This is a genomic window from Bifidobacterium sp. LH_419 (genome assembly GCF_056356955.1).
Genome location: NZ_JBKEVG010000008.1, coordinates 95,113 through 122,112 on the forward strand (window position 1 = coordinate 95,113; position 27,000 = coordinate 122,112).

Sequence of the window (27,000 nt, forward strand, 5' to 3'; positions counted from 1 at the left end):
CGGTGGTTCCACACTGTTGATTTCGTGTAGAAGCAGGCGACTCCACACCATTGATTTCGTGTATCTTGTGGCGGAACATACCGAAACGCCAGTGAAATCCACCAAACGGTATGGCACGTCGTCACTCGACAAGTTCCGCGCATTGTACGGCAACCGGCTCGGCAAGGAGTACGTACTGCATCCCCGGCAGATGGAAGTCGAGGGAGAACGCGTGAGACTGCCCTTGTACATGGCACACTGTCTGTAGCGGCCATCAGGCGGGGTCGAGAGGTTCATCATCGGTGATTCCGCAGTGCGATATACTAGTATATCGCAATATACTATATTGCGATATACCTAATTGAGAAAGGGCACGGAGCCATGTTCGTAGGGCGAAGCGAGGAACAGCGTCAACTCGAGCAGGCATACGATTCGGGACGATTCGCATGCATCGTCGTATACGGCCGTCGCCGAATCGGCAAAACCACGCTCATCAACCGATTCCTCGAAGACAAGCCCGGCATCTTCTACTCGGCGATCGAGTCCACCATGCAGGGAAACCTCATCGCGCTCAGCAATGCCATCGGCGCCTACCGCAACGGCGGCGGACTGGAGACGAACGCCCCAATTTACCGTGACTTCCAAAGCGCGGTGGACGCCGTTTTCGACATGGCGAAGAGCCAACGCCTGGTGTGGGCGATCGACGAGTACCCATTCCTTGCACAGGCCGATCGATCGGTGTCGTCGATACTGCAGCATGCCATCGATCGCCATAAGGACGACAGCCACCTGATGCTCATCCTTTGCGGGTCGAGCATGTCCTTCATGGAACGACAGGTACTCGACTACAAAAGCCCTCTGTACGGTCGGAGGACCGGATCCATCAGACTCAACCCGTTCACCTTCGAGGAAACGCGCGAATACACGCATGAGCTGACGAAGGAGCACTCGGCCATCGCCTACGGGCTGACCGGCGGCGTGGCCCAATACCTCGAATGGCTCGACCCCGCCGACGACATCCGCGCCACGATCAGGGACAGGATGCTCTCCCCCTCATGCAACCTGTTCGACGAGCCCTACATGCTCCTGCAGCAGGAAGTGCGCAAGCCGGCCGAATACAATGCGATGATCGACAGCATCGCGACCGGCTCATCACGGATGAGCGAAATCGCTTCGGCCAGCCACATGCCGACAGGACAGGCACAGGCATATCTGACCAACATGATCGACCTCGGCATCCTCGACAAGGAGACGCCGTTCGGCGCGAAGAGCCACCGGAAGACCATCTATCGGATCAAGGACTCGTTCTTCCGCTTCTGGTACCGGTATGTTCCGCGTAGCATGTCCGCGCTGCAGGCCCGCAGACTCGACCTCGTGGCCGACATGGTCATGGACGATCTGCCACGATTCATGGGACAGGTATTCGAGGACATGAGCCTGCAATGGCTGTGGGGACGCAGATACGACCAGCTGCCGTTCCCGGTACTGCAGGCCGGACGCTGGTGGGGCTCGGACCCAAAGACCCGGCAGCAGGAGGAAATCGACATCATCGCCACCGGAAACGATCCTTCACAGGCGATCTTCTGCGAATGCAAATGGCGCAACAATCCCATGGGCGAGGCCGAATACCACACACTCCGGCGTCGCGGCCTGCTGCTGCCGTACCCCGACAAGCACTACATCCTGTTCTCGAAAAGCGGCTTCACCGACGACCTCAGACGTCTGGCCGACAAGGACGAGGCACTGCAACTGGTCCCGTTCGAGGACATGGCCGAATGATCGGTGCAGGTGCGGGTCGGCAGCAATGCCGGCACCGGCAGCCGCATCGCCCTCACGGTCGGTTCGCAGCGGTCTACGGCGGTCCGCTCCCGATTGCATACGGTTCGCTCCCGATTGCATACGGTTCGCTCCGGGGTTTGCCACGCGAAAACGTGGCTGACCCCGGAGCGAAGCGTGACTGGCGAGGAGCGAGGCGTGACGAATATGGAGGGAACCCGTGCCGATATGACGAAGAAGCCCCGCAGCGGACACGGCAAAATCTGCGGTCCGGCAAACATAATGGGCACCACGTTCACGTGATGCCCATCGGCTACTCTTGCGGCCGGCCGTCTCTACGGATTGTGGAGAAAACCTGACTTATTTCGCCATCAATCGCTATGGCACTTTGACGTCGAAATCTCACGCGTTCCAGGCGGCTCGGATGTCGTCCACCGTTTCGGTGAATGCAGGCGCACCCCATGGTGCAGCATAGGTGCCATCCGCCTGAGGCAGCAGTCCGATGGCACGCTTGTCTGCATCGGACACCAGACCTTCGATCGCGTAGATGCGTTTCGCGTACTCCCATAGATGCGGATAATCGACGACCGCAGCGTCCGGTACGGGGAACGCGTTGCGATAACCGATGTCGAATGTGAGCAGCACGCCGAACAAGTGCGCGTCGACGTCGGTGAACCGGTCTCCGAGAACGAACTCGTTGCGCGACAGAATATCGTCGAACCATCCGAGACGCGCGTAGAACACGCGCCGCAACACGGCATGCCCCTGTGCGCCGTGCAGGAAGTCGCGTCGATCCAACTGCTCGTCGCCGGCATCCGCGGACAAATGCACGACGGCGAACAAGGTGTCGACGAGGTCCCGATCAATCACGTCATCGAGGGCGTCGATACGCGCGGCAAGTTCCCGCGGATACAGTTCGGATGCGGCGGCACGCGACTGTTCGACCCATCGGCTGAGACGACGCCAGTCGTCGCTGACCGTCACGGCGGACGAGTCACGATCACGGGCATCGAGCAACAGGACTTCGGGAACCGAAACTCCCACCGATACCGACTTGGATTCCGCGGAACGCGTGGGAATGGAATCTCCGCTCCCCCACCGCGCGGCGATCAAAGACGACCATGCACGCGGGTCGAGCGGGCTCGCCGACAGAATCGGCGAAGAGAGCTCGGCAGAGGTGCGATACGCACCGTCCTCCACGACAATCGGTGCCGCCGGACAACGCGATGCGAAGAATCCCAGTTCGTCCACTTCGCCGGCGGGCAGTCTGCGTGCGATGTCGGACGGCGTGAACACCACGGATGCCTTTGTCGATTGCGTCGCTTGCGACATTACTGTTCGTTTCCTTTCCGTTGCGTTGCAGATGCCGCTTCCGGCCGAGCACCCGTCTTCACGCTGGTATCGGCGAATGCGTAGTCGGTTCGTGTGAAGGTCAGCAGGCGTTGCCCCCGATCCACGATGATGGTCTCCCAGTCGGGACGCCGGTGGAACCCGCACGAATAGTACAACCGGTGGGCGTGCGTCATCTGCGGGCTGGAGTGCAGTTCGAAGGTCCGGTAGCCGTAGGTACGACCGACCGCCAGCGCATGCTCGACCAGTTTTCGGCCGAAACCATGACCACGCCCCCATGGTGCGACGCCGAGGATGTTGAACGTGTACCGCTCCTCGTGATGGTGTTCCGGCTTCGGAGTGAGCACCGCGGCCTGCACTACGCCATCCGCGCCGACGACCACCCACACGTCGGAGGTTTCGGCGCGTTCGGCGATACGACGCAGCCCCGCTTCATATTCCGGGGTGACCCAGCATCCATCCGTGAATGCCGCCGTCAACGCGTCGCCCACGGCCCCATACTCGTCCTCACGGGCGATGCGCAGGGTGAAGCCGTCGCCGAGATCCTCGACGAGCAGCGCGTCGGGCAGCGTCGCAACGGTCGTCATATCGGGATTCTCCCTTTCGTCGTTCCAGGATGTCACCATCCGCCCTGTCCGACTCCGGCCGACCGGCTCCGGGACAAGGGCGGAGATGTGTATGGAATGGTCCTTCTCAGGCCTCGTAGTAGTTGTTGAACGCGCCGAACTTCCACAGCTCGTAGGAGCCGCCGACGCCAGGGCCGGAGTAGAACGGGGAACCGGTGAGGTTCTCGCGACCGGCGGGCTCGAGCCAGCGTTCGTAGATGGCCTTGCGCTCGTCCTTGACGGACTGGGGCGTGGTGCCCTCGTCGCGGGTGAACGGGTCGCGCGTGTAGTTGCCGTCCTCGTCCGGGACGTATCCGAGTTCGAACAGCTCCGGGTCGTCGATGAATCCCGGCGTCTGGAACAGGTCGCGGGCGTAGGCCCACAGGTTCGGGTAGTCCCACACGTGCACGATGTCCTCGGTGCCGAGCGTGCGGACGAAGCCCGGACGGTAGCCGAACTCGAACGATTCGAGCGTCTGGAACAGGCGCACGTCGGAGTCGGTGAAGTTGGGTCCGAACAGGTAGCGACGGGAGGCGAGACGGAAGTCGTAGTCGGCGAGACGGGCCTTGAAGATCGTGTAGGCGGCCTTCGCGGCACCGAGCGAAGTGGCGAAGTTCACCTTGTAGGTGCCGTTGTTGATGTCGTCGAACAGCTGCTGGTTGAGCAGGTCGATCTCCTGACGCAGCTCCTGCGGGTACAGGTCCGGCGCGCCCTGCTTGTGGAACGGCGCCCATGCGGTCTCGAGATCGTTGCTCAGGATGTGGTAGTTGTTGGTCACGACCTTGCCGTTGGTCAGGTCGATGACGGTCGGCGAAGTGCCGCGTCCGGTGAATCGGTCCCCCACGGTGCGGCGGTAGAAGTCGTTGAGACGATCATAGCCGAACTTCTCAGCGACGCCGCCCGGGGTCTTGGTGAGCTTCCAGCCGTCCTGGTCACGGCCGTAGATGATCTCCGGAGTGAACGCATCCCACAGGCCGAGCAGTCGGATGACGATGCGCTGGCGACGGTTCCAGCCGCAACCGAGCGCGCCGAGGATGTGGTATCGCCCGGCCTCCACCGGCGCCTGGCCGGGCTGGTCGCCGAAACGCACGGTGAAGGCGTTGCGCTGGCGGCGGAAGGCGCCGTCCGGAGTCTGTTCGACGGTGGTCTCCTCGAACGGGCGGTCGAGCTTGTCATGGCCGGGACGCGGCGTGGCGGCCGGCTGCGCGGAACGGACGCCGCAAGCGTCGGCGGCGACGTCGGACGCCTTCAGCGAGATGGGCGAGACAGTGAGTGCCATGATGGTTTCCCCTTTGTTGGTGCTGACGGACATGCAAGGTCCGTTTCGATTAGGTGAATGGTCGGCGGTATGGTGTCCCCCGATTCGCCGCCGTTCGACCGGCCTTCTTGTGGATGGCGTTCGGCCGATGTTGTGGATTATTATGCGTATGGTTCGGGGGCAACACGTCGGCGTGCATATCGCCTTTCGTTGTTGCCCCCGATAATGTCGGCTTATACGTCCCTCACCACTGCTGCAACGAGGCGCGACGGACGCGCTCGAGCCGTTCGGCGAGTACGTTTCCGGTGGGTTTGTGTTCGGATGCCGAGGAATCGCGCCCCGCGTATTCGGGTACGTAGTCGGGGTGGAAGTCGTCGCCCCTGATGACGATCCGAAGCTTGCGTTCCAGCGCGGACAGGTCGTCGAGCGGATTGCCGTCCACGACCAGCAGGTCCGCCTCGTACCCGGCCTCGAGCACACCGGTCACGCCGGCCAGTCCGATGGCGGCGGCGGCGCGGGATGTGGCCGCGACCAGGATCTCGGCACGCGGAATGCCCGCCTCCTCAAGCTGATGGAGCCCATACAGATACGCCTCGGGCGGGATGACCGCGCCGATGTCATGTCCGGTGACGATCCGCACGCCATGGCTGTAGAGATCGTGCGCCCTGGGAGCAATGGTCTCGCCTTCCACCGGCGGATAGGACGGCGGTGCCGCCACATCGACGTAGATGCCCTTGCGGGCGATTTCATCGGCCAAATCGGGCTCGAAGCGCGTGGTCCCGTCATCGGAGATGAAGGTGCCATGGGCGATGTAGTCGACTCCGGCCTCGACGGCGCGGCGGATGCCCTGCGTGCCGTGGGCGTGCACGGCCACGCGATGGCCGAGACGATGCGCGTCCTCGACGAGGACCCGAAGCTCCTCGACGGTGAACTGCGCCTTCCACTGGGCGGTGCCGGGGGTGAAGAATCCGCCGGTGGCCGCCGCCTTGATGACGTCGACGCCGGCCTTGTGATGTTCACGCACCGCATGGCGGATATCGTCGAGCGAGTCCACTTCACCGCCTTCGCGCCAACCGTGGCCTCCGGTCGTGGTGATCATCGGGCCGGCCGCGACGATGCGCGGACCCTGCGCATACCCCTTGTCGATGGCCTCGCGCAGCGCCACATCGGTGTAGAAGTTCGCTCCGAGCGACTGCGCGGAGGTGACGCCGACCGACGCGATTCTGCGCGCCCAGTGCAGGGAGTGCAGCGCGTTCCACGCCTGTTCGTGGAGTTCCGGGTAGGAGACGGCGGGTTCGTCGCCGGGACGCGGTCCGAAGTGGGCATGGGTCTCCACCAGCCCAGGCAGGATGGTCGCACCGGGATGGTTTTCAAGAGGCCAATCGGCGTACTCCGCGGGCAGTTGGGCGGTGGGGCCGACCCACACGATATGCCTGCCGTCGATGGCGAGCGCATGGTCGTCGAGCTGTTCCCCGGGACGCCCGGTAAGCAGATGCGCGGCGGCGATCACTCGGCGGGCGGGATTGCTCCTGGCGCCGGCGACGCCGATGGGGTCATGGACGTCGGATTGCGTGGTGGTCATGTCGCTTGCTCCGTTCCTGGCTCACTGCTGCTTCCACAGGGTGGCCGAGTTGAAGATGTGGCCGCCGCTCTTGCTGATCACCAAACCGTGGACCTTGTTGGAGGCGGCCCAGTTGTCGCGCGGGAAGTACAGCGGAAGGATGTACGCCTGATCGTTGATAACGTACTTCTGCAGCTTGGAGTAGGCGGTCTTGCGGGCTTCGGTCGTGGCGCCGTTCTGGCCTTCCTTGACGTATTCGAGCACCTTCGGGTCGTTCTTGAGGAACACGCGGTTCGGCTCGGCCTTCCACAGGTACGCGGAGTCGATGGAGGTGGAGATGTCGAGTCCGCTCATGGAATTGTCGAAGGCGTCGTTGGTGTTCTTGTTCCAGGTCTCGGTGACGGTGCCGGTATCGCGCGCCTTGAAGGTGAACTCGATGCCGACGTTCTTCTTGAGCTCGGAGGCGATGGCTTGGTTGAGCACGTCACGGGAGTCACGCACGTACGGGGCGTCGGAGTACAGGGAGATGGACAGTCGTTCGCCCTTGGCGTTGACGCGGTAGCCTTCGGAATCACGCTTCGTCCATCCGGACTGGTCGAGCAGCTTGTTGGCCTTGGCCTTGTCGAACTTCAGGCTCGTGAAGGACTTGTCGTAGAAGATGCTGGCCGGGGAGAAGGACTGGTCGGCCCACGTGCCGGTGCCGTAGTAGACGCTCTTGACGATGGCCTGGTAGTCGGCGCCGAGCTGGAAGGCGCGGCGGACGTTGGCATCGTCGAACGGTGCCTTGGTGGTGTTGAAGTACAGGGTGTACGCGGTGCCGGAGTTGATGACCTGGCCGTAGGTGAGGGAGGAGTTGGACTTGATCTGGGCGATGTCCTGCGAGGGCACGCCGTTGATGATGTCGACCTGGCCGGAGGTGAGGGCGCCGGTTCGGGTGGCGGCCTCGGGCAGGAAGCGGAACACCAGCTTGGAGGCGTACGGGACAGACTCCTTGCCCTTGAGGGTCTTGGTGACGGCTTCGGGCGCCCAGGAGTAGTCGGAACGGGCCTTGAGGGTCAACTGGCTGCCCTGCTGGTAGTCCTCGATCGTATACGGTCCGGTCAGCGCCACGGACTTGCCGCCGGTCTCAAGCTCCTTGGATTCCTTGAGGGACTTGGGGGAGATCGGTGCCGTGCCGGTGTCGGCCAGAACCGCGAGGAATCCGGGGTAGACGGCGTTGAGGGTGAAGCGCACCGAATAGTCGCCGGTCTTGGTCCAGGAATCCAGGTACTGCAGCCAAGTGCCCGGGTTGGTGTTCTTGTCGGACTTGAAGTAGTCGAAGTTCGCGATCACCGCGTCGGCGTTGAACGGCTCGCCGTCGGAGAAGGTGACACCCTGGCGCAGGGTGAGGTCGATGGTCTTGAGGTCGTCGCTCTGCTTGTAGCTTTCCGCGAGCCACGGCTCGTACTTGCCGTTGTCATCGAGGTACAGGTAGGAGTCGGCGATGTTGCGCAGGATCGGGATGGCGGCGTCGGAGCTGTTGAGCTGCGGGTTCAGCGTGGTGGGCTCCTTCTCGATGCCCCAGGTAATGGTCTGGCCCTTGACCGGTTCGCCGGCCGTGTCGGTGGCCGAAGCCGAAGACGCGGCGCCGGAGCTGCCGCAGCCGGACAGCGTCAGTCCGACGGCCAGCACGGCGGCCACCGCCGCGGTCCTCAATCGGTTGATGCGGTTGATGAACATATGGGTTCCCCTCTCTGTGTGTTGCGAAAAGCAAAAATGGAAAAACAAGAATCTACGAAACGATTCGAAGAAGATATGAAAAGACGGTGGAAACGGTGCCGGGAATCGGCATCGTCGAAGTGATGGGAATCAAGTGGGCCCGGCCCCTTGCGGGGCCGGCAATGTCAATCAGTCGGCAGCCGTTTCCGGCATTCGCTCCCCGCCTTGGACCGGAACGGTCGGTAGCGCAGCGAGCAGCCTCTTCGTGTACGGATGCTCGGGATGGGTGAACACCCGGTCGGGATCGCCTTGTTCAACGATCACGCCGTTCTTCATCACGACGACGGCATCCGAGATGTGATGGATGACGCCCAGATCGTGGGAGATGAACAGGATGCTCACCTGCGTCTTGGACTGGATGTCGGCGAGCAGATCGAGAATCTGCGCCTGAATGGACACGTCGAGCGCAGAGACGGCCTCATCCGCGATCAGCACTTTGGGGTCCGTCGCCAACGCGCGGGCGATGGCCACCCTCTGACGCTGTCCACCGGAAAGCTGGCGGGGGTTGCGGTCGATGACGGTGCGGGGCAACTGGACCAGGTCGAGCAGATCATCGATGCGTTCGCGAATCTGCTTGCGGTCGTACGTCTTCAACGCCTTGAGTGGTTCGGCGATGATCTTGCCGACGCTATAACGGGGATCGAACGAGGAAATCGGGTCCTGCGAGATGACCTGAATGTCACGCCTGCGGCTCCTCCTGCGACGTTCGGGGAGCGGAGACCACGCTTCGCCGTCCAATTCCACGGTTCCGGAATCCGGCTCGATCAGACCGGCCAGAATGCGGGCCAAGGTGCTCTTGCCGGAGCCGGATTCGCCGACGATGCCGAGCGTCTCTCCACGGTGCAGATCAATCGTCGCGTCGTTCACGGCTGTGACGACGCCGCTGTGGCGACCGGCATACGTCTTGTGGATATGTTCGCCCCGAAGCACCACATGGTCGAGATCGACGTTCCTGGCAGGCAACGGCTCATGCTCGATGCTGGAAAGTCGACGCCCACGCGAGCGGGCGGACGGCACCGCGGCCAGCAGCAGCTTGGTGTATTCGGTCTTCGGATGGTTGAGAATCTGATCCGACGTGCCGGATTCGACCAATTCGCCGTGCCTCATGACCAGGATGCGGTCGCACACGGAGGCCACGACGGCCAGATCGTGCGAGACGAGCAACAGGGCGTTGCCGGAGTCCTTGCGGTCGCGCAGGAGCTGGAGCACCTGCTGCTGCACGGTGACGTCCAACGCGGTGGTGGGCTCGTCGGCGATGATCAGGGACGGCGAGTTGGCGATGGAGCCGGCGATGAGCGCGCGCTGGCGCAGGCCGCCGGAAAGCTCGTGCGGATACTGGTCACGGCGGATATCCGGCTCGGGAATGCCCACCTCGGACAGCAATGTGGAGACCTCATGGTCGCGCTCGGTCTTGGATGCGGAACCATGGACTTTCAGCGCCTCGTCGACCTGATATCCGATGGTCTTGAGCGGATCGAGGGAGGTGAGCGCATCCTGCAGCACGAAACCGATCTTCTCGCCGCGGATGGCACGCCAATCCTTCTCGGTATTGCCGAGCGACGGCTTGCCGAACAGCTCGAACTCTTCGGCATTGAGACGCTCGCCTCGATCGAACAGACCAAGCAGCGTGCGCACGGTGACCGATTTGCCCGAACCGGATTCACCGACGAGGCCGACCGCCTCACCGGGGTGAATCGTGAAGGAGACGTCGTTGACGACCTTCTTGAATCCCTCGTCACCATCGAAGCCGACGTTGAGATTGCGCACACGTACCAGAGGAGCGGAGGCATCCGCCTTGACGGTCGTTGCGGTTTTTACAGCCGTTGCGGTCGCGGTCATCGGCTCCTCCTTTCGAACTTGGCCTGCCAGGCCTGGCCCAGCACGGTGAACGAGATCACGGCGAGCACCAGCACGATGCCCGGGAAGACACCGGTCCACCAAGCGGCGTTGAGATAGTTGCGCGATTCGGCGATGATGGTGCCCCATTCCGGGGTGGGCGGCTGCGGACCGACGCCGAGGAAGCTCAGGCCGGAGACGCCAATGATCGCTTCGCCGACGCTCATCGTGACCATGTACGGGATGACTCCCAGAGAGTTGGGCAACACGTGACGCAGAAGAATAGTGGTCCTGGACAGACCGAAGGTCTTGCTCTGCTGGACGTATTCGGAGGTGAGCACCTTCTTCGTCTCCGCGCGAATCAGTCGTGTCAATGAGGGGATGGCTCCGATGCCGAGGGCCAGAATCAGGTTCTGCACGCCGGCGCCGGTGATGCCCACGATGACCAGAGCCAGCAGGACCGACGGGAAGGAGGAGAGGATATCGACGCCGCGCATGACGACGGCATCGACAAACCGGGAGCGGCTGGTGCCCGCCAGCACACCGAAGAGGATGCCGAACGCCAGGGCGAACACCGTGACCGCCAGACCGATGCCGACGGAGTAGCGGGCACCATAGATGATTCTGGCGAACAGGTCACGTCCCAGATAGTCGGTGCCGGCCCAGTGGGCGGCCGACGGCGCCTGGTTGACGGACAGCAGGTCGTTCTCCAGCGGATCGGCCTTCGTGAAGAGACCGGGCGCGATGACCATGAGCGCGATCAGTGCGACATAGAGTCCGGCCAGCAACGTGCCGATGTGCACACGCCTGACGGACTTGAGCACACGGGCGATGGCCGCGGTACGTGAGGCGGACGCAGTGCGGGAGACCGACGCGACGCGCTCCTTTTCATAGACGAGCGACTGGAAGACTTTGGAATCGATGACATTGGCGTTGCTTTGCGTCATGACTGCTCTCCTGAACGAATGACCTTGAGACGGGGATCGACGATGTAGTACAGCACATCCAGCAATGTGGAGGCCGTGACGAACACGAGCGAGGTGACGAACACGACGGCCAGCAGCACCGGAAGATCCTTGGTGTTGATCGCGTTGACGGCGATCTGACCGAGGCCGGGACGACCGAAGACCTGTTCGGTGATGACGGCGCCGCCGAGCAGGCCGCCGAACATCATGCCGCCCACAGTGAGCGCGGGAATGCTGGCATGGCGCAGCGAGTGATGGATGCGAATCGCCATCGGAGACAGGCCACGGGAGCGTGCGGTGACGGTATAGGGCTGTTCCGAGCTCTTCTCGATGCCCTGGCGCAGAATCTGCGACAGATTGCCGCCGACCGGGATGCCGATGGCCAGCGCCGGCAGGATGAGCGAACGGATGCCGGTATCACCGGCGACCGGGAACCAACCGAGACGGAAGGAGAAGATCGACAGCAACAGGATGCCGAACCAGAACGGCGGCGTGGACAGGAGCGTCAGCTCGAATCCCTTGTACAGGGAGGAGCCGAAACCACCGAAGCGTCCGTTGACAAGCAGGGAGCCGAGCAACGCCACGACCACGGCGATGACGAAAGCGGTCAGGGCGAGTTGCAGGGTGGCCGGGAACTGGTCTGCAAAGATCGCGTTCACGCTTTTCTTCTGCGCGTAGGATACGCCCAGATCGCCGTGGAGCAGACGCCATAGGTAACCGACGTACTGCACGATGACGGGCTTATCCAATCCCCAGTCCTGCACGACCTTCATGCGCAGTTCCACATTGTTCTTCTGAGCCTCGCTCAACAGCGAATCGACGATATCGCCCGGAGCGAGATGGATGGCCGCGAACGCGAGGGTGACGGCGCTCCAGACGACGAACACCGCCTGGGCGAGACGCGCGCCGACGAAGCGCAGGAAGCACAGCGCCCTCGTCGACCTCTCGCTGCGGCTTTCGCGCCGGACGGCCGGAGAGACCCCGTCCAGCTGAACAGATTGTGCGACGCTCATGCCTGTTTGTCCTTCTCTTCCCCGATGCAGTCCGATACGACGATCGTGATGCGACGTGTCCAATGACGTTTCATGTGTGCTGCGCGGGGGTCTTCCACTTGTGGTTTCCCGATCTCCCCAACGTTGTTTTCGTTTATACACGGCATCGGAAGCGCCCACCACGGGTTTTCTATCACCGTTGATTAGGGCAAGACATAAGCATCGGTTATGCACGTCGTCGCGCGGTTCGTCAGGCGTTGGAATCCCTAACGCCAATAGCGCGTCATAACGTCGCCCAATAGGATTCAAGCCCTTATCGGCCGACGTTATGACGCGCTATAAACGAAGGTTTGTCGCTATGGTGGAATTGATTGGCTCTGGCGACTGAACGTCAAGACATCTGTGTTCAAGCATGACGAATGCAGATGTCTCTCTGCAACGGAGGCCGTTCCATATGAATAGACGAGCCGCTCCAATTAATTACTTCCGATTACCGAAGTCGCAAGCTTATCTCCAGAGCATCCGGTTTCGCTTACCTGAAAGAGATTAGAACGGTATCTCTGCTCCCCGGCAAGGTCGGTGTCCCCCTTATAAGCCAACCTGACGTCTACCTTGTCAGCAGTTGGACAAATCGACCATGACGCTCGACATCACTGTTTTGGGATAAACCGAACATGGTCCACTGCTCCCCACGCCAAGGCCCTGGAGATATGGCTCACGCAGGGCCTTGTAGCGTACACGGCTGGAATGGGAATCGGAATCGTCGTGTGAATCCCCTTCTCACGATGCCGGTTCCCGCACACGGAATGGGAATGGTCATTCCGGCTCCCCTATTGCCGGGAATCCCGTTCCATGCTTGAAGATTGATTGGTTTACCGCCCGCGGCCTAGCTGAATCCTTGGCCGCAGGCCATCACATTCGTACAGTGCGACGTGGTATGGCGAATATGCCGATACGGTTCGTACCTTCCATGGTGCCCCCCTGATTCGTGATTCCGCCCGGATGTTCCCCCACCGGTCGGAATCCTCGTATTTCCACACGTTTTCCGCGTGTACCTAGAAACTACCATGCCGGAATCGACGAAAACACGGCGTGGCTATACGACCTCCTTATGAACGGCTATCCCTGCTATATCCATCCTTTATGAACCGTTACGGGAACGGCGGCTGTGCGTCGCCTACCATGGGCAGCAATCCGTACCTCTTTCCCATCACCCAACCCACTCCGACCGAAAGCTGCGCATCCTATGCCGACCGCATCATCGCAAAACGTATCATCGCAAACCGCTTCTCTCCCGTCGCAACCCACCGCGCAAACCGCACCCACCGTCCACATTCCCGCGAACCCGCAACGGCTGGGACTCGCTCGCGTCACACGCAATGTCGCATACAAGACCGGATCGGACGATCTCGTCATGGACATCATCGCGCCGCAGACGTTCGGCGAGGGTGACGACCGCCGCTACCCCGCCGTCGTGTTCGTGCAGGGCAGCGCGTGGACCACGCCGGACCGCGACTACGAGCTGCCGCAGCTCGCCGAGCTCGCGCGTGAAGGCTACGTGGTCGCCACGGTGAACCATCGCAACGCCTCGCGCAATCCGGAGCACGTGTTCCCCGCATATCTCGAGGACGTGAAATCGGCGATCCGCTATCTGCGCGCGAATGCCGCGCAATGGCACGTCGACCCGGACCGACTCGGCATCTGGGGCACGTCGTCGGGCGGCAACACGGCGCTGCTGGTCGGCATGACCGCGAACGATCCGCGCTATGAGGACGGCACCTGGCCGGACGAAAGCGACGCCGTGGATTTCGTGGTCAGCTGCTTCCCGCCCACGGACCTGACGGAGGCAGTCGAAGCGTTCGGCCACGAGGACGACCCGTTCCGCCTCTACTATTTCGGCCCGTTCGCCGCCGTCGTGGGCGCGACGCCCGCCACCGGCATCACCGACGAGGTGCGTGAGCGCGCCGCCGCGATGAGTCCGTTCCTGCAGGTGGAGGACGGCCGCGATTACCCGCCGACGCTGCTGCTGCACGGCACGGGCGACACCGTCGTCCCCTACCGTCAGTCGGTGAAGATGCGCGACCGCCTCGTCACCCACGGCTACGATGCGCGGCTCGTCCTCGTCGACGGCGCCGAACACGAGAACGACTTCTGGAGCCGCGCCGTGCTGGACGAGATCTTCGCCTTCATCGGCCCACTGATGAATCCGCATGCTTTCCACTGATGAATCATCAGCAATCCCACTTCCTGATTATCATAAGTCCCACTTCCCGATTATCATAAGTCCTACTTCCGAATCTACATATCCATTCTCGGCGATCGACGAACCTGCAGGAAAGGCATCAGCGATGATCCCACGCACGCTTACGGCACGCGCCCGCCAGATGGCGACATGGTTCCCCGTGGTATCGGTCATGGGCCCAAGGCAAAGCGGCAAATCCACGCTGCTCCGCCATGCGTTCCCCGATTACGACTATCTCAATCTGGAGACCAGGAACATCCGGACAGGCGCACAGGAGGATCCGGTGGGATTCATCCGATCCCGCCCCTCGCATCTGTTCATCGACAAAGCGCAATACGCTCCCGACCTGTTCTCGGAGATTCAGGCCGCATCCGATGAACGACATGACATGGGCCAATATCTCCTGTCCGGTTCCCAGAATTTTCTCATGCTCAAGCATGTGGACGAATCACTGGCCGGCAGGGTCGGCATCATGCAGCTGCTGCCGTTGAGCTATGCCGAAGCCACTCAGGACAACCCCTCGCTTACCGTCGACGCGTTCATGTTCCGCGGCGGATACCCTCACCTGTACGAGGTGGACATCCCCGAATCCGTGTATTACCGCAGCTACATCACCACCTACATACAGCGCGACGTGGCGGATATCCTCGACGTACGCAACCTGCAATCGTTCCGTACGTTTCTGCGCCTGTGCGCGCAGAGCGCCGGTCAGCTCGTCAATTTCAGCAAACTGGGGGCGGAAGCCGGTGTCAGCAGTAAAACCGCGAAGGCGTGGCTATCCATTCTCACATCCAGCTACATCGTTTTCCTGCTAGCACCATACGCGTCGAACGCGCGCAAACGTCTGATCAAGACGCCGAAACTCTACTTCCACGACACCGGACTGCTGAATTACCTGCTCGGCATCGACAGCGCGGAGACGCTCATCCATCATCCACAGCGCGGCGAAGTGTTCGAGAACCTCATCATCGGGGAGACCATCAAACGGTACTTCAACGCGGACAAGGAGCCTCGCCTGTTCTTCTACCGCGACGCCAACGGCGTGGAGATCGACCTCATGGACATGACCGACGCCCTGCATCCGCGGCTCATCGAAATCAAATCCGGACAGACGGCTCGCGACGATTTCTGCAAGAACCTCACGCCCGTGGGAGACGGACTCGGCATCCCGCCGGAACAGCGTTCCGTGGTCTATCGTGGAGATGTGGATTTCCGAGGGAAGCACGCCTCGTTCATTTCCGCACGCACCTATCTGACGAACGAAAACTAGCCGACGGCATCACCCATTCCACGCACCGCATCATCCACCCACCCTCAACGAATCGAGTCGCTTATGACGGAACTGAACCCGCAGTCGCTGGTCACCCTGTGGCAGATCGAACGCTACGGTTCGTTCTCGGCCACGGCGAAGGCGCTCGGCTGGTCGCAGCCGGCGATCAGCCAGCAGGTCAAGAAGCTGGAGACGCAGTGCGGCACGACGCTGGTGGAGCGCACGTCGCACGGCGTGCGGCTGACGGCCACGGGCGCGATGCTCGCCCGTCACGGCGAGTCGATCGCGGAACGGCTCGAACACGCCTCGCGCGAACTCGAGGACTACCGCGAGCGCCGCTACTCGCACCTGTCGCTGATCGCCCCGCCGTCGATCTGTTCGACGATCGCGGCGCGCACGGTGGTCAAGCTGGGCATGTTCACCGACGTGAAGCTGAGTCTCACGCAGATGGAGCCGCCGGAGGCGATCGTGCAGGTGTCGCGCGGCAAGGCGGACGCGGCGGCCGTGTTCCGCTACAGTTCCATCCCGTCGTTCCTCCCGTTGGGCGACGATCTCACGTTCCATTCGCTCGGCTCGGATCCGCTGCGTCTGCTCGTGCGCCGGTCGAGCGACGTGGCGCGCCGCTACGAGGAGGACCACAAGCCGGTCTCGCTGGCGGCCGCGAAGGACGAGTCATGGATCGCCGGTTGCCCGACCTGCCGCGCGAATCTCGTCAAACTCGCCTCGCGCGCCGGCTTCACGCCGGACGTCGTCCACGCGACGGACGACTACTGGGCGACGCAGAATCTGGTCGAAGTGGGCATGGGCGTCTCGCTCGTGCCCGAACTGGACACGCACATCAATCTGGGCGAGGACCTGGTCGCCTGCCCGATCGCCGACGATTACGCGACGCGCGAGGTGGGCGTGGTGACGCGCGCCGGCGACCATCGTCCGGCGGTGGACGCGTTGGTGCGCGAGATGCAGCGTACGGCGGTCACGTATCTGACCGCGCAGTGACGTCGCGGCGACGGCGGCGCGGCATGGCCGCCGCCTCGCCGCGTCCGTCGCGATAAGCAAATGGACGGACGCCATCACGATTTCGTGGTGCCGCGGCGTTGAGCGGCGATGCCGTCGCGCGGACAATGGACGCCATGAGCATGACTGGCACCATCATCGACGAGACCATCATCACCGAAACCGCCGGCTGCGGCGCGCGCGCACGCACGTGCGGCGCCGCCACGCCGGCGTTCGACGCGGCGGCGATCGATGCGCTCACGGCGGACGACCTCGTGCGCATCGGCTCGGACAAGTGGACGCGGTTCCCGGGCGCGATTGGCGCGTTCATCGCGGAAATGGACTTCGGTCTCGCGCCGTGCGTCGCACGCGCGATCGCCGACGCGGCGACGCGCGGCGCGACCGGCTACCTGTCGGACCCGTTGAAGCGCGAGGTGGCGCGCGCGTGCGCCGCATGGCAGCTGCGTTACGACTGGACCGTCGACCCGGCGGTCATCCGCACCGTGCCGGACGTGATGGAGGCGTACGAGGTCTTCCTGAACGAGATCGTCGGCGAGGGCAGCTCGATCGTTGTGCCGACGCCCGCGTACATGCCGTTCCTGAGCGTGCCGGGACTGTGCGGCGTCGACGTGATCGAGATTCCGATGCTGCGCGACGGCGAGGACGGCGGCGACGGCAGCGGCGCGGGATGGCTGTTCGACTTCGACGCGATCGAACGCGCGTTCGCGGGCGGCTGCCACGCATTCGTGCTGTGCAACCCGCATAATCCAATCGGCAAGGTGCTGACGCGCGACGAGATGCTGCGGCTGTCCGCGCTCGCCGAGCGGTACGACGTGCGTATCTTCTCCGACGAGATCCATGCGCCGTTCGTCTACGATGGCGCGCGGCACGTGCCGTTCGCGTCGATCGACGAACGCACGGCGATGCAGGCGTTCACGGCGACGAGCGCTTCGAAGGCGTTCAACATCGCCGGCACGAAATGCGCGCAGGTGATCCTCACGAATCCGGCGGATATGGAGATGTGGCTCCGCGACGCGGAGATGTCCGAGCATCAGACGGCCACGATTGGCGCGTTCGCGGCGGTCGCCGCCTACGACGGCGGCTCGGCGTGGCTGGACGGCGTGCTCGATTATCTGAAGGGCAATTTCGACGTGGTCGATGCCGCGATGCGCGGGCGTCTCTCGGCGGTGCGGTATGCGCGGCCGCAGGGCACGTACATCGCGTGGCTCGACTTCACGCCGCTCGGGCTCGACGACCCGGCGGGGTATTTCCTGGAGCGCGCGCACGTGGCGCTCACCGACGGGCGCGAATGCGGCAAGGCCGGGCGCGGCTGCGTGCGGTTCAACGTCGCGATGCCGCGCCCGCTGCTCGTCGAGGCGTTCGACCGCATGGCGGCCGCGCTTGAGGAGGATGGGCTAATCTGAGGAATCAGGCGGGTCTTACGCAGGCCTTAGACAGGTTTTACGCGAGCCTTACGCGAGCACGCCGGCGGTGAGTTCGCTGAAGACGTCGGCGCCGGCGTGACGCTTGATGTAACGGTCGTAGGCGATGTCGAACGCCTGGCCGAGATCCTCAATCAGGTCGGCCGCATCCTCGATGCCGACGGACAGGCGCACCAGCTCGTCGGTGATGCCGACCTTGAGACGCTCCTCACGCGGCAGTTCGAAATGCGTCATGCGACACGGAAGCTCCGCGAGGCTTTCGACCGCGCCGAGCGAGACGGCCAGACGGAAGATGTGCAGGTTGTCGAGCACGTCGGCCGGATCGACGCCCGGCACGACCTCGAAGCTCAGGACGCCGCCCGCACCCTTGAGGCCCTTGGCGGCGAGCTCCGCCTCGTTGCCGGGAAGCCCCGGGTAGTGGACGGTCTTCACGAGCGGATGCGCGAGCAGGTACTGGGCGATGGCCTTCGCGTTCGCCTGCTGACGGTCCATGCGCAGGGCGAGCGTCTGGATGCCGCGACGCACCGCGTCGCATTCGGCCGGCGCGAGCACGCCGCCGAAACGGTTCTGCGCGAAGTAGATCTGCTGGCCGATCTTCTCGCCGAGCGTGACCACGAGGCCCGCGTTCACATCGGAATGGCCGGCGAGATACTTGGTGGCGGAGTGGAGGACCACGTCGGCGCCCAGATCGAGCGGACGCTGCAGGTACGGGGTGACGAACGTGTTGTCGACGATCACCTTCGTGCCGTAGCGGTGCGCGATGTTCGCGATGCCGCGCACGTCGTTCACGTCGAGCAGCGGGTTGGTGAGCACTTCGAAGTAGACGGCCTTCGCGGCTTCGCGGCCCTCCGCGACGTCGCCGGCGATCGCCTTCTCCAGCGCCTTGTAGTCATGCGTGTCGGCCGTGACGAACTCGAGGCCACGGTCGGCGAAGTACTCGTGGAACATCGAATAGGTGCCGCCGTAGATGTTCTTGCCGACGACGATGCGGTCGCCCGGCTTGAACACGCTCAGCACGGCGTGGATGGCGGCCAGGCCGGACGCGAACGCGAAACCGCGCGTGCCGTGCTCGAGCTGCGCGATCTGGTTCTCCAGGAACTCGCGGGTCGGGTTGCCGCTGCGCGCGTAATCATAGCGGGGCATGGACTCGACCTTCTCAAAGGCATATGTCGTGGAGTTGTAGATCGGCGGGTTCACGGCTCCGGTGGAGTTGTCTCCGAGCGGCAGTCCGTGGACGAGCTGAGTGTTGAACCTGGTCATTGCGCACCCCCTATCGTGTTGCGTGTTGCGTGTTGCGTATCGCCGTGTCGCGTATCGCTTGCGCGTATCGCGACCGGCATCGGCATGAGGCCGTTCCCCATGCGGCTGGTACCGAGCATAACCAACGTCGTCCGGAAAACATACGGCGTTGCTATACGCCTTCCTTATGGGGTGTTATCGCGGTTGTTATCGCGCTGGCATCCCGGCCTACACTGGGAGGCATGAAGATCACGAAGGCTTTGACGCGTCTGAACGGTTCCTCCGACTCCCCCGTGTTCGTGCTGCTGCACGGATGGGGGTCCAACGAATACGATCTGCCCGACCTGCTGCGCTACTGCGGCGCGGGTTCCGCCGACTACGCAAGCCTGAGGGCCCCAATCCCCTACGGCATGGGCGGCACCTGGTTCGGCGACTGGGCGCACGAGGGCGTGCCGGAAGGCGAATCCCTGACCCGTCAGGCAAAGGAGGCGGCGCAGGCGATCGACGACTGGGTGCACGAGAACATCCCCGCCGACCGCACGGTCGTCACGATGGGCTTCTCGCAGGGCGGCCTGCTCGCCGCGCACATGCTCCGCTTCGACCCGGCGCGCTATGCGGCGGCCGTCAGCTTCTCCGGCTGGCTCGCCCCCGGCGACCTGCCCGGCGACGCGACGCTCGCGGGCGCGGGTGCGGATGCGAAGCCGCCGGTCTTCTACGGCCATGGCGCGATCGACGACATCTTCCCCAAGTCGGATGTGGCGGCGATGAGCGCGTTCTGGCGCACGCACGGCACGCTCGACGAGCACGTGTACCCGGGCATGGCACATTCCATCAACATGGACGAGCTGCGCGACGTGCAGCGGTTCCTCGAGCGGCACGGGTTCGTGCGGCCGCAGATCTGGTAGTGCGGGAGCCTGACAAGGAATCCTGAAAGGGGTCTAAAGGGGTCTACAGGGAAGTCGCATAGTCGACGTGGGCGAATTCCGGCACCTTGTACCATTTGACCGGGTAGCCGGCGCCGTGCGCGCAGAACACCGAATCGGGCGTGTTCTCCAAGTTGGATTCCGGATCGTACGCGGTCTCCTCGATCACGCGCGCCGCGTCATGGCACGGCTTGTAGCCGCCGAACGTCGCGGAGAACCTCCCGCGGCCATGCGTGTACGCGTTCACGTCCATCGCGTAGTCGCGCATCTCGCTCACTGGCGCCTCGCCTTCGACGACCGCATAGTCGCCGTCATCCGCGGGCGCCTCGAACGTGCCGGACATGCGCTGGATGTCGGCCATCGCGCGCCCGATCATGTCGGACGGCACTTCGAGACGGAACCGGTACCACGGTTCCAGCAGCACGCAGTTGCCCGGGTCGGCGGCGACGGACTTCACCATGGCGACGACGTCGCGGTCGCCGGCCGTCGCCTCGTTCGTCTTCGCACCGGAATCGCCGCGGGTCTTGCCGTTCTCGCCGCCGTCCGTTTCGTCCTCCTCCGGCGGCTCGTATGCGGGCCGCGCCGTATCCTCGCCGATGACCGGACGGCCGGTCACGCCGGCGCGCGCCTCCATCAGCCCCTGCCGGATCGCACGGTAGGTGGCCTGCCGGAAGTCGCCGCCCTCCGTGTGCTTCAGGTGCGCACGGGCGGCGACGAGCGTCATCTTCACGTCCGCAAGCGGCGAGCCGGTGAGCACGCCCAAGTGCTCGCGTTCGGTCAGATGCGTGAGGATGAGCCGCTGCCAGTTGCGGTCGAGCTCGTTGACGCTCAACGCGGACGCCACCGTGATGCCGCTGCCCGGCTCGCCCGGTTCGAGCAGGATGTGCGCCTCCGCGTAATGGCGCAGCGGTTCGAAATGGCCGACGCCTTCGATGGGCTTGGTGATGGTCTCGCGGTAGAGGATTGAACCGGGGCCGAACGCCACGTCGAGACCGAACCGGTCGTGCAGGGTCTGCTGGATGATCTCGAGCTGCACGGCGCCCATCAGCTGCACGTGGAGCTCCTGCAGGCGCTCCACCCACACGACGTGGAGCAGCGGGTCCTCGTCCTCGAGTTCGCGTAGCGCGGCGATCACCTTGTGCAGGGTGAGGTCGTCGAAACGCGAGGTCGCGGCGGCGGGATTGGCGACGTCCTTGGCGTCCCTCTCCTCGTCCGCGGCGGCCGCACCGACGGTACCAGTGGCACCAGCCGTTTTGCCGTCGCCGGCGGCGTCCGGCGGCAGGACCGTGTAGGTGAGGACCGGCTGCATCTCGGGGCTGCCCGCCGCCGGTTCCGCGCCGAGCCCGGCACCGGGAAACGTGCGTTCGAGACCGGTGACCGCGCACACCGCGCCGGCCGGCAGTTCGGTGGCAATCTCGAAGCGCGCGCCGTTGTAGACGCGCACCTGGTCGATCTTCTCGGGAGTGGAATCGGCCGCGCCGCCATGGTCACCATCACCGTCGCCATCGCCGAGCGCGACCATCGACTTGGCCTTGAGCGTGCCGCCGGTCACGCGCAGCCAGGTGAGCCGGTTGTGCTTGTCATCATGCGAGATCTTGAACACGCGCGCGCCGAACGCGTCCGGCCACGCGGTCTCGCGCGTGTACGCGTCGAGCGAGTCGAGGAGCTCCTTCACGCCGTCGAGCTTCAACGCGGAGCCGAAGCTCACGGGGAACAGCTCGCGCCGCGCGATCATGCCGCGCAACGTGCCGACGGTCAGTGTGCCGGTCTCGAGGTATTCGTCCATCGCGGACTCGTCGAGCGTGGCGATGTCCTCGGCGACGTCGCCGAGGTCGATGGGGGTGGTGTCGGGAACGCCAGCGGGGACACCATCCGGAACACCGCCGGAATCGCCGTCGCCGGCGGAGTCGCCGCCATCCGCCCCGGGCAACGGCAGCGGGTACACGCCGTCGCCGAGCCGGCGGCGCAGATCGGCAAGCGCCGTGTCGCGGTCGAATCCGGCGGCGTCGCATTTGTTGACGAAGATGAACGTGGGCACGTGGTAGCGGGCGAGGAGCCGCCAGAGGGTTTCGGTGTGGCCTTGTACGCCGTCGGTGCCGGAGACGACGAGAATCGCGTAGTCGAGTGCGCGCAGCACGCGTTCGGTTTCGGCGGCGAAGTCGACGTGGCCGGGGGTGTCGAGCAGGGTGAGTTGCAGGTCGCCGTAGTCGACGAGCGCCTGATGCGCGGAGATGGTGATGCCGCGCGCTTTTTCGAGACTGTCGGTGTCGAGGAAGGCGTCGCCGTGGTCGACGCGGCCGAGTTTGCGGATCTCGCCGGTGCGGTAGAGCAGCGCTTCGGAGAGTGTGGTCTTGCCGGCGTCCACATGCGCCACGATTCCCGCCACAATCCGTTTCATTGCCCGCCTTTCGCCTTGGCCGTCTCCGTTTGCGCGTCGCATGCCGCCGGTGACGGCGGTGCGACATTCCAACTATAGGAGCCATCGCATCACGGTGCCTGCCGTCGAGGCCATACGGCCCGGATAGCGCTGGATAATGTGTATGGTTCAGAGGCGAATGTGCATGGTCGAGGGGCCAACCTGCATGGTTTCGGCACGAACGTGCATGATTCCGTGGCGAACGTGTAGACCGATGGAGGCAACCTGCATGGTGTGGTGCTGAAGAGCGGTGCCCGCGCATCGGCAGACGAAATCCAGACTGGCGGAATTCCAGGCTTTTGCATGGACGAATTCCCCACCAATACGGCGTTCTTCAGCGCCGCACCCCACACATTCGTCCCGACGACCTGCACAAAGCCCCCGAAATCATGCACGTTGCGGCCAGAACCATACAGGTTATGTCTTGAACCGTGCACATTCGACGCATAAGCCGCATAAGCCGCATAAGCCGGCGGCGACGACCTCCGCGACACGCGGCACCGACGCGAACCGGTGCGGATGTTCCGTGTCCCGGTGGCTCGTCTACCATAGAGTGCGCATGACGGGCCGTTAGTTGATGGATGGCCCACGACTGTGCAGGCGTGCGTGATGACGTGAACGGCCTGCCCAGTGCATACGACTTGATGAATACGACCTTGTGAGTAAGGAGCAGCCGTGACCGTTTCCGGCACCACCGTTTCCGACCAGCAGTCCGATCTCGAAACCGTCGCCTCCTCCCGTGTGGCGGGCTTCCCGTCCGATTACGTGGCGCTCGACTTGGAGACGACCGGTTTCTACCCGAACAGCTGCGCGATCACGGAGATCGGCGCGGTGCGTGTGCGCGACCGTCGCATCGTGGACCGTTTCCAGCGTCTGGTGAACCCGTTGCGCCCGATTCCGGCGGCGGTGGTGAAGCTCACCGGCATCACCGACGACATGGTCGCCGGCCTCGACCCGATCGACCATGTACTGCCCGAGTTCGTCGCCTGGCTCGCGCAGGGCGCGGATGACAGCTCGGAGAACACCGCATCCGGCAACGCGTCCGGCGTCGCCGTGGCGGAGCCGCTGATCGGCCACAACATCCGCTTCGATCTGAGCTTCCTCGACTGGAACGCCCGCAAGGTGCTGGACAGCCCGTTCTCCTGCGTGGATTTCGATACGATGCAGATCAGCCGCGCGCTGTTCGCGCGCGAGCGTCATCACCGTCTGCTTGATCTGATCCAGCGCTTCGACATCGCCGAGAACGAGGAGCATCGCGCGTTGAGCGACGCGATTCAGACGCAGCAGTGCTTCGAGTGGATGCGCAAGTACGTGGACCGTCACGCGGGCCATGGCGATTTCGGTGACATCGATTGGAAGACGGTGCCGACGAAGAACAACGACGCGATCCTCAACCGCCAGATCGTCCTCCTGTAACAGGCGTCCCAAGGCTTCATCTGCTGTTCACCTTCCGTACCGGCCTGCATCCCCGCCGGTACGTAGTCCCATGGGATAGTGAAGGTACGCACGAAGTCGGTGCGGCAACGACAAAGACGAAGGAGCGTGTCTCATGGGATGGGGAGCAGGTAAGTCGATCACGGTGGCGTTCACGCAGCAGCCGAAGGAGGTGTTCGACGCGTTCGCCCAGTTGAGCCAGTCGTTGAAGGGCTTCAAGCCGGGCACGGTCGATCCGGGTTCGTGGACGGTCACCTTCGTCAAGGGCATCAGCCTCGCCTCGTGGGGTGAGAAGGCGGTCGCGCAGGTGACGCAGGGCCAGGACGGCCGCACGTGGGTCACGGTCACGTCGAAGCTCGATTTCGGTTTCGCCGACCACGGCAGGAACAAGAAGAACGTGAACGAGATCGTTGAGGCCGCCTCTGCGCGTCTCGGACAAGCCGACGTCGTCAAGCCGCTCGGCAAGGCCTGACATCCGCCGGCCTCCGGCCCGCGCGCTCTTGCCTCCCTCTGACGAGGGAGGTGGCGCGCAGCGCCGGAGGGAGAGCCCCCGCCTTGAATTCCCGCCTCAAGACCCCGCCGAAGCCCCGGCGGGAGGAACGACTACTGTGGTGAGCATGAGTGAAACATCTGTGGCCGGCAAGTCCGGCATCGATCCGGCGTCGTTCTCCGGCGTCGTCAAGCCTTCCGACGATCTGTTCCGTTACGTGAACGGTCCGTGGATCGACACGTACCGTCTGCCCGACGACCGTTCCCGCTACGGCTCGTTCGACAAGCTCGCCGAGGATGCGGAGAACCAGATCCGCGACATCCTCGAAGACGAGGACGAGGACGCGAACGGCGATGCGGCATCCCCTGCGCCGGCCGCGAAGTCGCGCGCCCTGTACCGTTCGTTCCTCGATACCGAGGCAATCGAGGCGGCCGGCATCGCGCCGATCCGCCCGGCGCTCGACATCATCGACGCCGTGACGAGCAAGGCCGGGATGACGCGCGCGCTCGGCGAGCTCAATGCCGAGGGCGGCTCGGACATCCTCGGTGTCGCCGTCTACGGCGATCCGGGCGACCCGGACCACAACATCCTGCACATCGAGCAGGCCGGTCTGCTGCTGCCGGATGAGGCGTACTACCGTGAGGACCATTACGCGCCGGTGCGCGAGGCGTATGTGCGCATGGTCGCCACCCAGCTCGTGAACGCCGGTTACGCGCCGGCCGCCGAGGACAATCCGAACGTCGACGACGAGATTCCGACGCACGGCGACGTCTCCGACGAGGATGCCGTCGACACCGACGAAACGCCGATTCCGACGCCAAGCAAGGCCGCCCTCGACATGGCCCGCCGCTTCCTCGACGTGGAGACCCGCATCGCCGCGAACCATTGGGACAACGTGGCGACGCGCGACTCGGTGAAGACCTACAATCCCACCGACTTCTCCGATCTGGCCGCGATGCTCAAGCACTTCGACATCGGTGCGTGGATCGACGCCTGCCAGGCCGGCTACGACGCCAAGCCCGCGGCGAGCGTGCAGCCGCTCGACTTCCGCGCGATCTTCGGCCGCGTGATCGTGCACGAGCCGAGCTTCCTGACGGGACTCGACGCGTTCTGGGAGGCCGCCGACCTGGAGGACCTCAAGCTGTGGGCGCGCGTCCACATGATTGTCGGCGCGGCCTCCTACCTGTCGCATGAGTTCGACAGGACGAACTTCGACTTCTTCGGCAAGGTGTTGTCCGGCCAGAAGCAGCAGCGCGCGCGTTGGAAGCGCGGCGTGAGCATGGTCAACGGCGTCTGCGGCGAGGACGTGGGACGCGAGTATGTGAAGCGCCACTTCCCGGAAAGCTCGAAGCGCCGCATGGAGCAGCTGGTCGCGAACCTGATCGACGCGTACCGCGTGTCGATTAGGAATTCGGATTGGCTGGGCGAGGAGACCAAGGCGAAGGCGTTGGAGAAGCTCTCCAAGTTCACGCCGAAGATCGGCTACACGAACCACTGGCGCGACTATGCGGCGCTGGACGTGCACGAAGATGCGGTGTTCGCCGACAACATGAAGGCCGTGGCCCTGTACGTGATGGGCTACGAGCTGGGCAAGGCCGGCAAGCCGGTCGACAAGGACGAGTGGCTGATGAACCCGCAGACGGTGAACGCCTACTACGAGCCGACGATGAACGTGATCGTGTTCCCGGCGGCGATCCTGCAACCCCCGTTCTTCGACCCGGATGCGGAGGATGCGGCCAACTACGGCGGCATCGGCGCGGTGATCGGCCATGAGATCGGTCATGGATTCGACGATCAGGGCGCGCAGTACGACGGCGACGGCAAGCTCAACGACTGGTGGACCGCGGAGGACAAGGCGAACTTCGAGCAGCGCACGAAGGCGCTCATCGAGCAGTACAACGCGTTCGTGCCGAAGCAGCTCGCCGAGAAGTACGCGGACGAGCCGGATAAGGCCCCGCATGTGAACGGCGCGCTGACGATCGGCGAGAACATCGGCGATCTGGGCGGCGTGAACATCGCGTTGAAGGCGTATGCGTTCGCGCTGGACAAGGCCGCCGGCCGCCCCGAGGATGGTTCCGCCGCGGCGATCTCGGCGTCGCTCGACACTGCGCCGGAGCTCGACGGCTTCACCGGCCTGCAGCGCTTCTTCCTGAGCTACGCCTCGATCTGGCGCACCAAGAACCGCGACGAACTCGCCGAACAGTACCTCCAGATCGACCCCCACTCCCCCGCCGAGTGCCGCACCAACGGCATCGTGAGGAACGTGGACCTGTTCTACAAGGCCTTCGACGTGAAGCCGGGCGACGAGATGTATCTCGCACCGGAAGAGCGCGTGCGCATCTGGTAATTCCTAGGCTCCCTCTGACTGAACTGCGCCCCGATTGCTGGACGTGGTTTATTAAGGGTACCTGATCAGGCTGTGGGGGACATGTTCCGGAATTCCTCCGGGGTGTGTCCCCCGAGTCGTTTCT

The 27,000-nt window shown here is 63.8% G+C and carries 19 protein-coding genes; 9 read left to right on the forward strand and 10 right to left on the reverse strand.

The genetic code is table 11. The features are described from left to right. Window positions 1-360: 360 nt before the first annotated feature. Window positions 361-1,758: an ATP-binding protein gene (locus tag AC1AYX_RS06680; RefSeq protein WP_476502781.1), complete on the forward strand. Its 1,398-nt coding sequence runs from the start codon at window positions 361-363 to the stop codon at window positions 1,756-1,758. A gap of 399 nt (window positions 1,759-2,157) precedes the next feature. Here the strand turns inward: AC1AYX_RS06680 and AC1AYX_RS06685 are convergent, their stop codons facing one another. The 8 genes from AC1AYX_RS06685 to AC1AYX_RS06720 all read right to left on the reverse strand — a co-directional run bounded on the left by AC1AYX_RS06685 (window position 2,158) and on the right by AC1AYX_RS06720 (window position 12,101). Beyond that, window positions 2,158-3,087 (reverse strand): glutathione S-transferase family protein, encoded by a 930-nt coding sequence (locus AC1AYX_RS06685; protein WP_476502782.1) that lies wholly within the window; start codon window positions 3,085-3,087, stop codon window positions 2,158-2,160. Further along, complete coding sequence (locus AC1AYX_RS06690; RefSeq protein WP_476502783.1) at window positions 3,087-3,731, reverse strand: GNAT family N-acetyltransferase; 645 nt, start codon at window positions 3,729-3,731, stop codon at window positions 3,087-3,089. The genes AC1AYX_RS06685 and AC1AYX_RS06690 overlap by 1 nt, the downstream gene beginning before the upstream one ends. A gap of 67 nt (window positions 3,732-3,798) precedes the next feature. After that, window positions 3,799-4,989: a glutathione S-transferase C-terminal domain-containing protein gene (locus AC1AYX_RS06695; protein ID WP_476502784.1), complete on the reverse strand. Its 1,191-nt coding sequence runs from the start codon at window positions 4,987-4,989 to the stop codon at window positions 3,799-3,801. 223 nt (window positions 4,990-5,212) lie between these two features. Beyond that, a complete protein-coding gene (locus AC1AYX_RS06700; protein WP_476502785.1) occupies window positions 5,213-6,550 on the reverse strand; it encodes an amidohydrolase family protein in 1,338 nt (445 codons plus the stop codon). A 21-nt stretch (window positions 6,551-6,571) separates the two neighbouring features. Further along, on the reverse strand, window positions 6,572-8,248 hold the full coding sequence (locus tag AC1AYX_RS06705) for an ABC transporter substrate-binding protein (protein ID WP_476502786.1): 1,677 nt from the start codon (window positions 8,246-8,248) through the stop codon (window positions 6,572-6,574). Window positions 8,249-8,416: 168 nt separating this feature from the next. After that, a complete protein-coding gene (locus AC1AYX_RS06710; protein ID WP_476502787.1) occupies window positions 8,417-10,126 on the reverse strand; it encodes a dipeptide ABC transporter ATP-binding protein in 1,710 nt (569 codons plus the stop codon). Then, window positions 10,123-11,070, reverse strand: coding sequence for an ABC transporter permease (locus tag AC1AYX_RS06715; RefSeq protein WP_476502788.1), 948 nt, complete (start codon window positions 11,068-11,070; stop codon window positions 10,123-10,125). The genes AC1AYX_RS06710 and AC1AYX_RS06715 overlap by 4 nt, the downstream gene beginning before the upstream one ends. Continuing rightward, window positions 11,067-12,101, reverse strand: a complete 1,035-nt coding sequence (locus AC1AYX_RS06720) for an ABC transporter permease (protein WP_476502789.1) — start codon at window positions 12,099-12,101, stop codon at window positions 11,067-11,069. The genes AC1AYX_RS06715 and AC1AYX_RS06720 overlap by 4 nt, the downstream gene beginning before the upstream one ends. Before the next feature lie 1,312 nt (window positions 12,102-13,413). Here AC1AYX_RS06720 and AC1AYX_RS06725 point away from each other — a divergent pair. The 4 genes from AC1AYX_RS06725 to AC1AYX_RS06740 all read left to right on the forward strand — a co-directional run bounded on the left by AC1AYX_RS06725 (window position 13,414) and on the right by AC1AYX_RS06740 (window position 18,009). Further along, window positions 13,414-14,304: an alpha/beta hydrolase fold domain-containing protein gene (locus tag AC1AYX_RS06725; protein ID WP_476502802.1), complete on the forward strand. Its 891-nt coding sequence runs from the start codon at window positions 13,414-13,416 to the stop codon at window positions 14,302-14,304. Further along, on the forward strand, window positions 14,291-15,592 hold the full coding sequence (locus tag AC1AYX_RS06730; RefSeq protein WP_476502790.1) for an ATP-binding protein: 1,302 nt from the start codon (window positions 14,291-14,293) through the stop codon (window positions 15,590-15,592). The genes AC1AYX_RS06725 and AC1AYX_RS06730 overlap by 14 nt, the downstream gene beginning before the upstream one ends. Before the next feature lie 63 nt (window positions 15,593-15,655). After that, on the forward strand, window positions 15,656-16,588 hold the full coding sequence (locus AC1AYX_RS06735; RefSeq protein WP_476502791.1) for a LysR family transcriptional regulator: 933 nt from the start codon (window positions 15,656-15,658) through the stop codon (window positions 16,586-16,588). A gap of 134 nt (window positions 16,589-16,722) precedes the next feature. Next, window positions 16,723-18,009 carry a MalY/PatB family protein gene (locus AC1AYX_RS06740; RefSeq protein ID WP_476502792.1) on the forward strand — a complete coding sequence of 429 codons (1,287 nt, stop codon included), beginning with the start codon at window positions 16,723-16,725 and terminating at the stop codon, window positions 18,007-18,009. Between the two features lie 48 nt (window positions 18,010-18,057). Here the strand turns inward: AC1AYX_RS06740 and AC1AYX_RS06745 are convergent, their stop codons facing one another. Then, the gene (locus tag AC1AYX_RS06745) at window positions 18,058-19,287 is read right to left on the reverse strand and encodes a trans-sulfuration enzyme family protein (protein WP_476502793.1); all 1,230 of its coding nucleotides are present in this window, start codon (window positions 19,285-19,287) and stop codon (window positions 18,058-18,060) included. 221 nt (window positions 19,288-19,508) lie between these two features. On the opposite strand from AC1AYX_RS06745, the gene AC1AYX_RS06750 reads away from it, so the two are divergent. Beyond that, a complete protein-coding gene (locus AC1AYX_RS06750) occupies window positions 19,509-20,171 on the forward strand; it encodes an alpha/beta hydrolase (protein ID WP_476502794.1) in 663 nt (220 codons plus the stop codon). 43 nt (window positions 20,172-20,214) lie between these two features. Here the strand turns inward: AC1AYX_RS06750 and AC1AYX_RS06755 are convergent, their stop codons facing one another. Next, entirely contained in the window at window positions 20,215-22,587 is a 2,373-nt protein-coding gene (locus AC1AYX_RS06755) for a GTP-binding protein (protein ID WP_476502795.1), read from the reverse strand. Between the two features lie 693 nt (window positions 22,588-23,280). Here AC1AYX_RS06755 and AC1AYX_RS06760 point away from each other — a divergent pair. The 3 genes from AC1AYX_RS06760 (at window position 23,281) to AC1AYX_RS06770 (ending at window position 26,876) form a co-directional block, all read left to right on the forward strand. Next, a complete protein-coding gene (locus AC1AYX_RS06760; RefSeq protein ID WP_476502796.1) occupies window positions 23,281-24,021 on the forward strand; it encodes a 3'-5' exonuclease in 741 nt (246 codons plus the stop codon). Between the two features lie 133 nt (window positions 24,022-24,154). Next, on the forward strand, window positions 24,155-24,511 hold the full coding sequence (locus tag AC1AYX_RS06765; protein ID WP_476502797.1) for a hypothetical protein: 357 nt from the start codon (window positions 24,155-24,157) through the stop codon (window positions 24,509-24,511). A gap of 145 nt (window positions 24,512-24,656) precedes the next feature. Beyond that, window positions 24,657-26,876 (forward strand): M13 family metallopeptidase, encoded by a 2,220-nt coding sequence (locus AC1AYX_RS06770; protein WP_476502798.1) that lies wholly within the window; start codon window positions 24,657-24,659, stop codon window positions 26,874-26,876. Window positions 26,877-27,000: the final 124 nt, after the last annotated feature.

Bases quoted from the DNA above. Each gene is read 5' to 3' on its own strand.
- AC1AYX_RS06680 (WP_476502781.1), top strand. From the start codon at position 361: ATGTTCGTAGGGCGAAGCGAGGAACAGCGTCAACTCGAGCAGGCATAC.
- AC1AYX_RS06685 (WP_476502782.1), bottom strand. From the start codon at position 3,087: ATGTCGCAAGCGACGCAATCGACAAAGGCATCCGTGGTGTTCACGCCG.
- AC1AYX_RS06690 (WP_476502783.1), bottom strand. From the start codon at position 3,731: ATGGTGACATCCTGGAACGACGAAAGGGAGAATCCCGATATGACGACC.
- AC1AYX_RS06695 (WP_476502784.1), bottom strand. From the start codon at position 4,989: ATGGCACTCACTGTCTCGCCCATCTCGCTGAAGGCGTCCGACGTCGCC.
- AC1AYX_RS06700 (WP_476502785.1), bottom strand. From the start codon at position 6,550: ATGACCACCACGCAATCCGACGTCCATGACCCCATCGGCGTCGCCGGC.
- AC1AYX_RS06705 (WP_476502786.1), bottom strand. From the start codon at position 8,248: ATGTTCATCAACCGCATCAACCGATTGAGGACCGCGGCGGTGGCCGCC.
- AC1AYX_RS06710 (WP_476502787.1), bottom strand. From the start codon at position 10,126: ATGACCGCGACCGCAACGGCTGTAAAAACCGCAACGACCGTCAAGGCG.
- AC1AYX_RS06715 (WP_476502788.1), bottom strand. From the start codon at position 11,070: ATGACGCAAAGCAACGCCAATGTCATCGATTCCAAAGTCTTCCAGTCG.
- AC1AYX_RS06720 (WP_476502789.1), bottom strand. From the start codon at position 12,101: ATGAGCGTCGCACAATCTGTTCAGCTGGACGGGGTCTCTCCGGCCGTC.
- AC1AYX_RS06730 (WP_476502790.1), top strand. From the start codon at position 14,291: ATGCTTTCCACTGATGAATCATCAGCAATCCCACTTCCTGATTATCAT.
- AC1AYX_RS06735 (WP_476502791.1), top strand. From the start codon at position 15,656: ATGACGGAACTGAACCCGCAGTCGCTGGTCACCCTGTGGCAGATCGAA.
- AC1AYX_RS06740 (WP_476502792.1), top strand. From the start codon at position 16,723: ATGAGCATGACTGGCACCATCATCGACGAGACCATCATCACCGAAACC.
- AC1AYX_RS06745 (WP_476502793.1), bottom strand. From the start codon at position 19,287: ATGACCAGGTTCAACACTCAGCTCGTCCACGGACTGCCGCTCGGAGAC.
- AC1AYX_RS06750 (WP_476502794.1), top strand. From the start codon at position 19,509: ATGAAGATCACGAAGGCTTTGACGCGTCTGAACGGTTCCTCCGACTCC.
- AC1AYX_RS06755 (WP_476502795.1), bottom strand. From the start codon at position 22,587: ATGAAACGGATTGTGGCGGGAATCGTGGCGCATGTGGACGCCGGCAAG.
- AC1AYX_RS06765 (WP_476502797.1), top strand. From the start codon at position 24,155: ATGGGATGGGGAGCAGGTAAGTCGATCACGGTGGCGTTCACGCAGCAG.
- AC1AYX_RS06770 (WP_476502798.1), top strand. From the start codon at position 24,657: ATGAGTGAAACATCTGTGGCCGGCAAGTCCGGCATCGATCCGGCGTCG.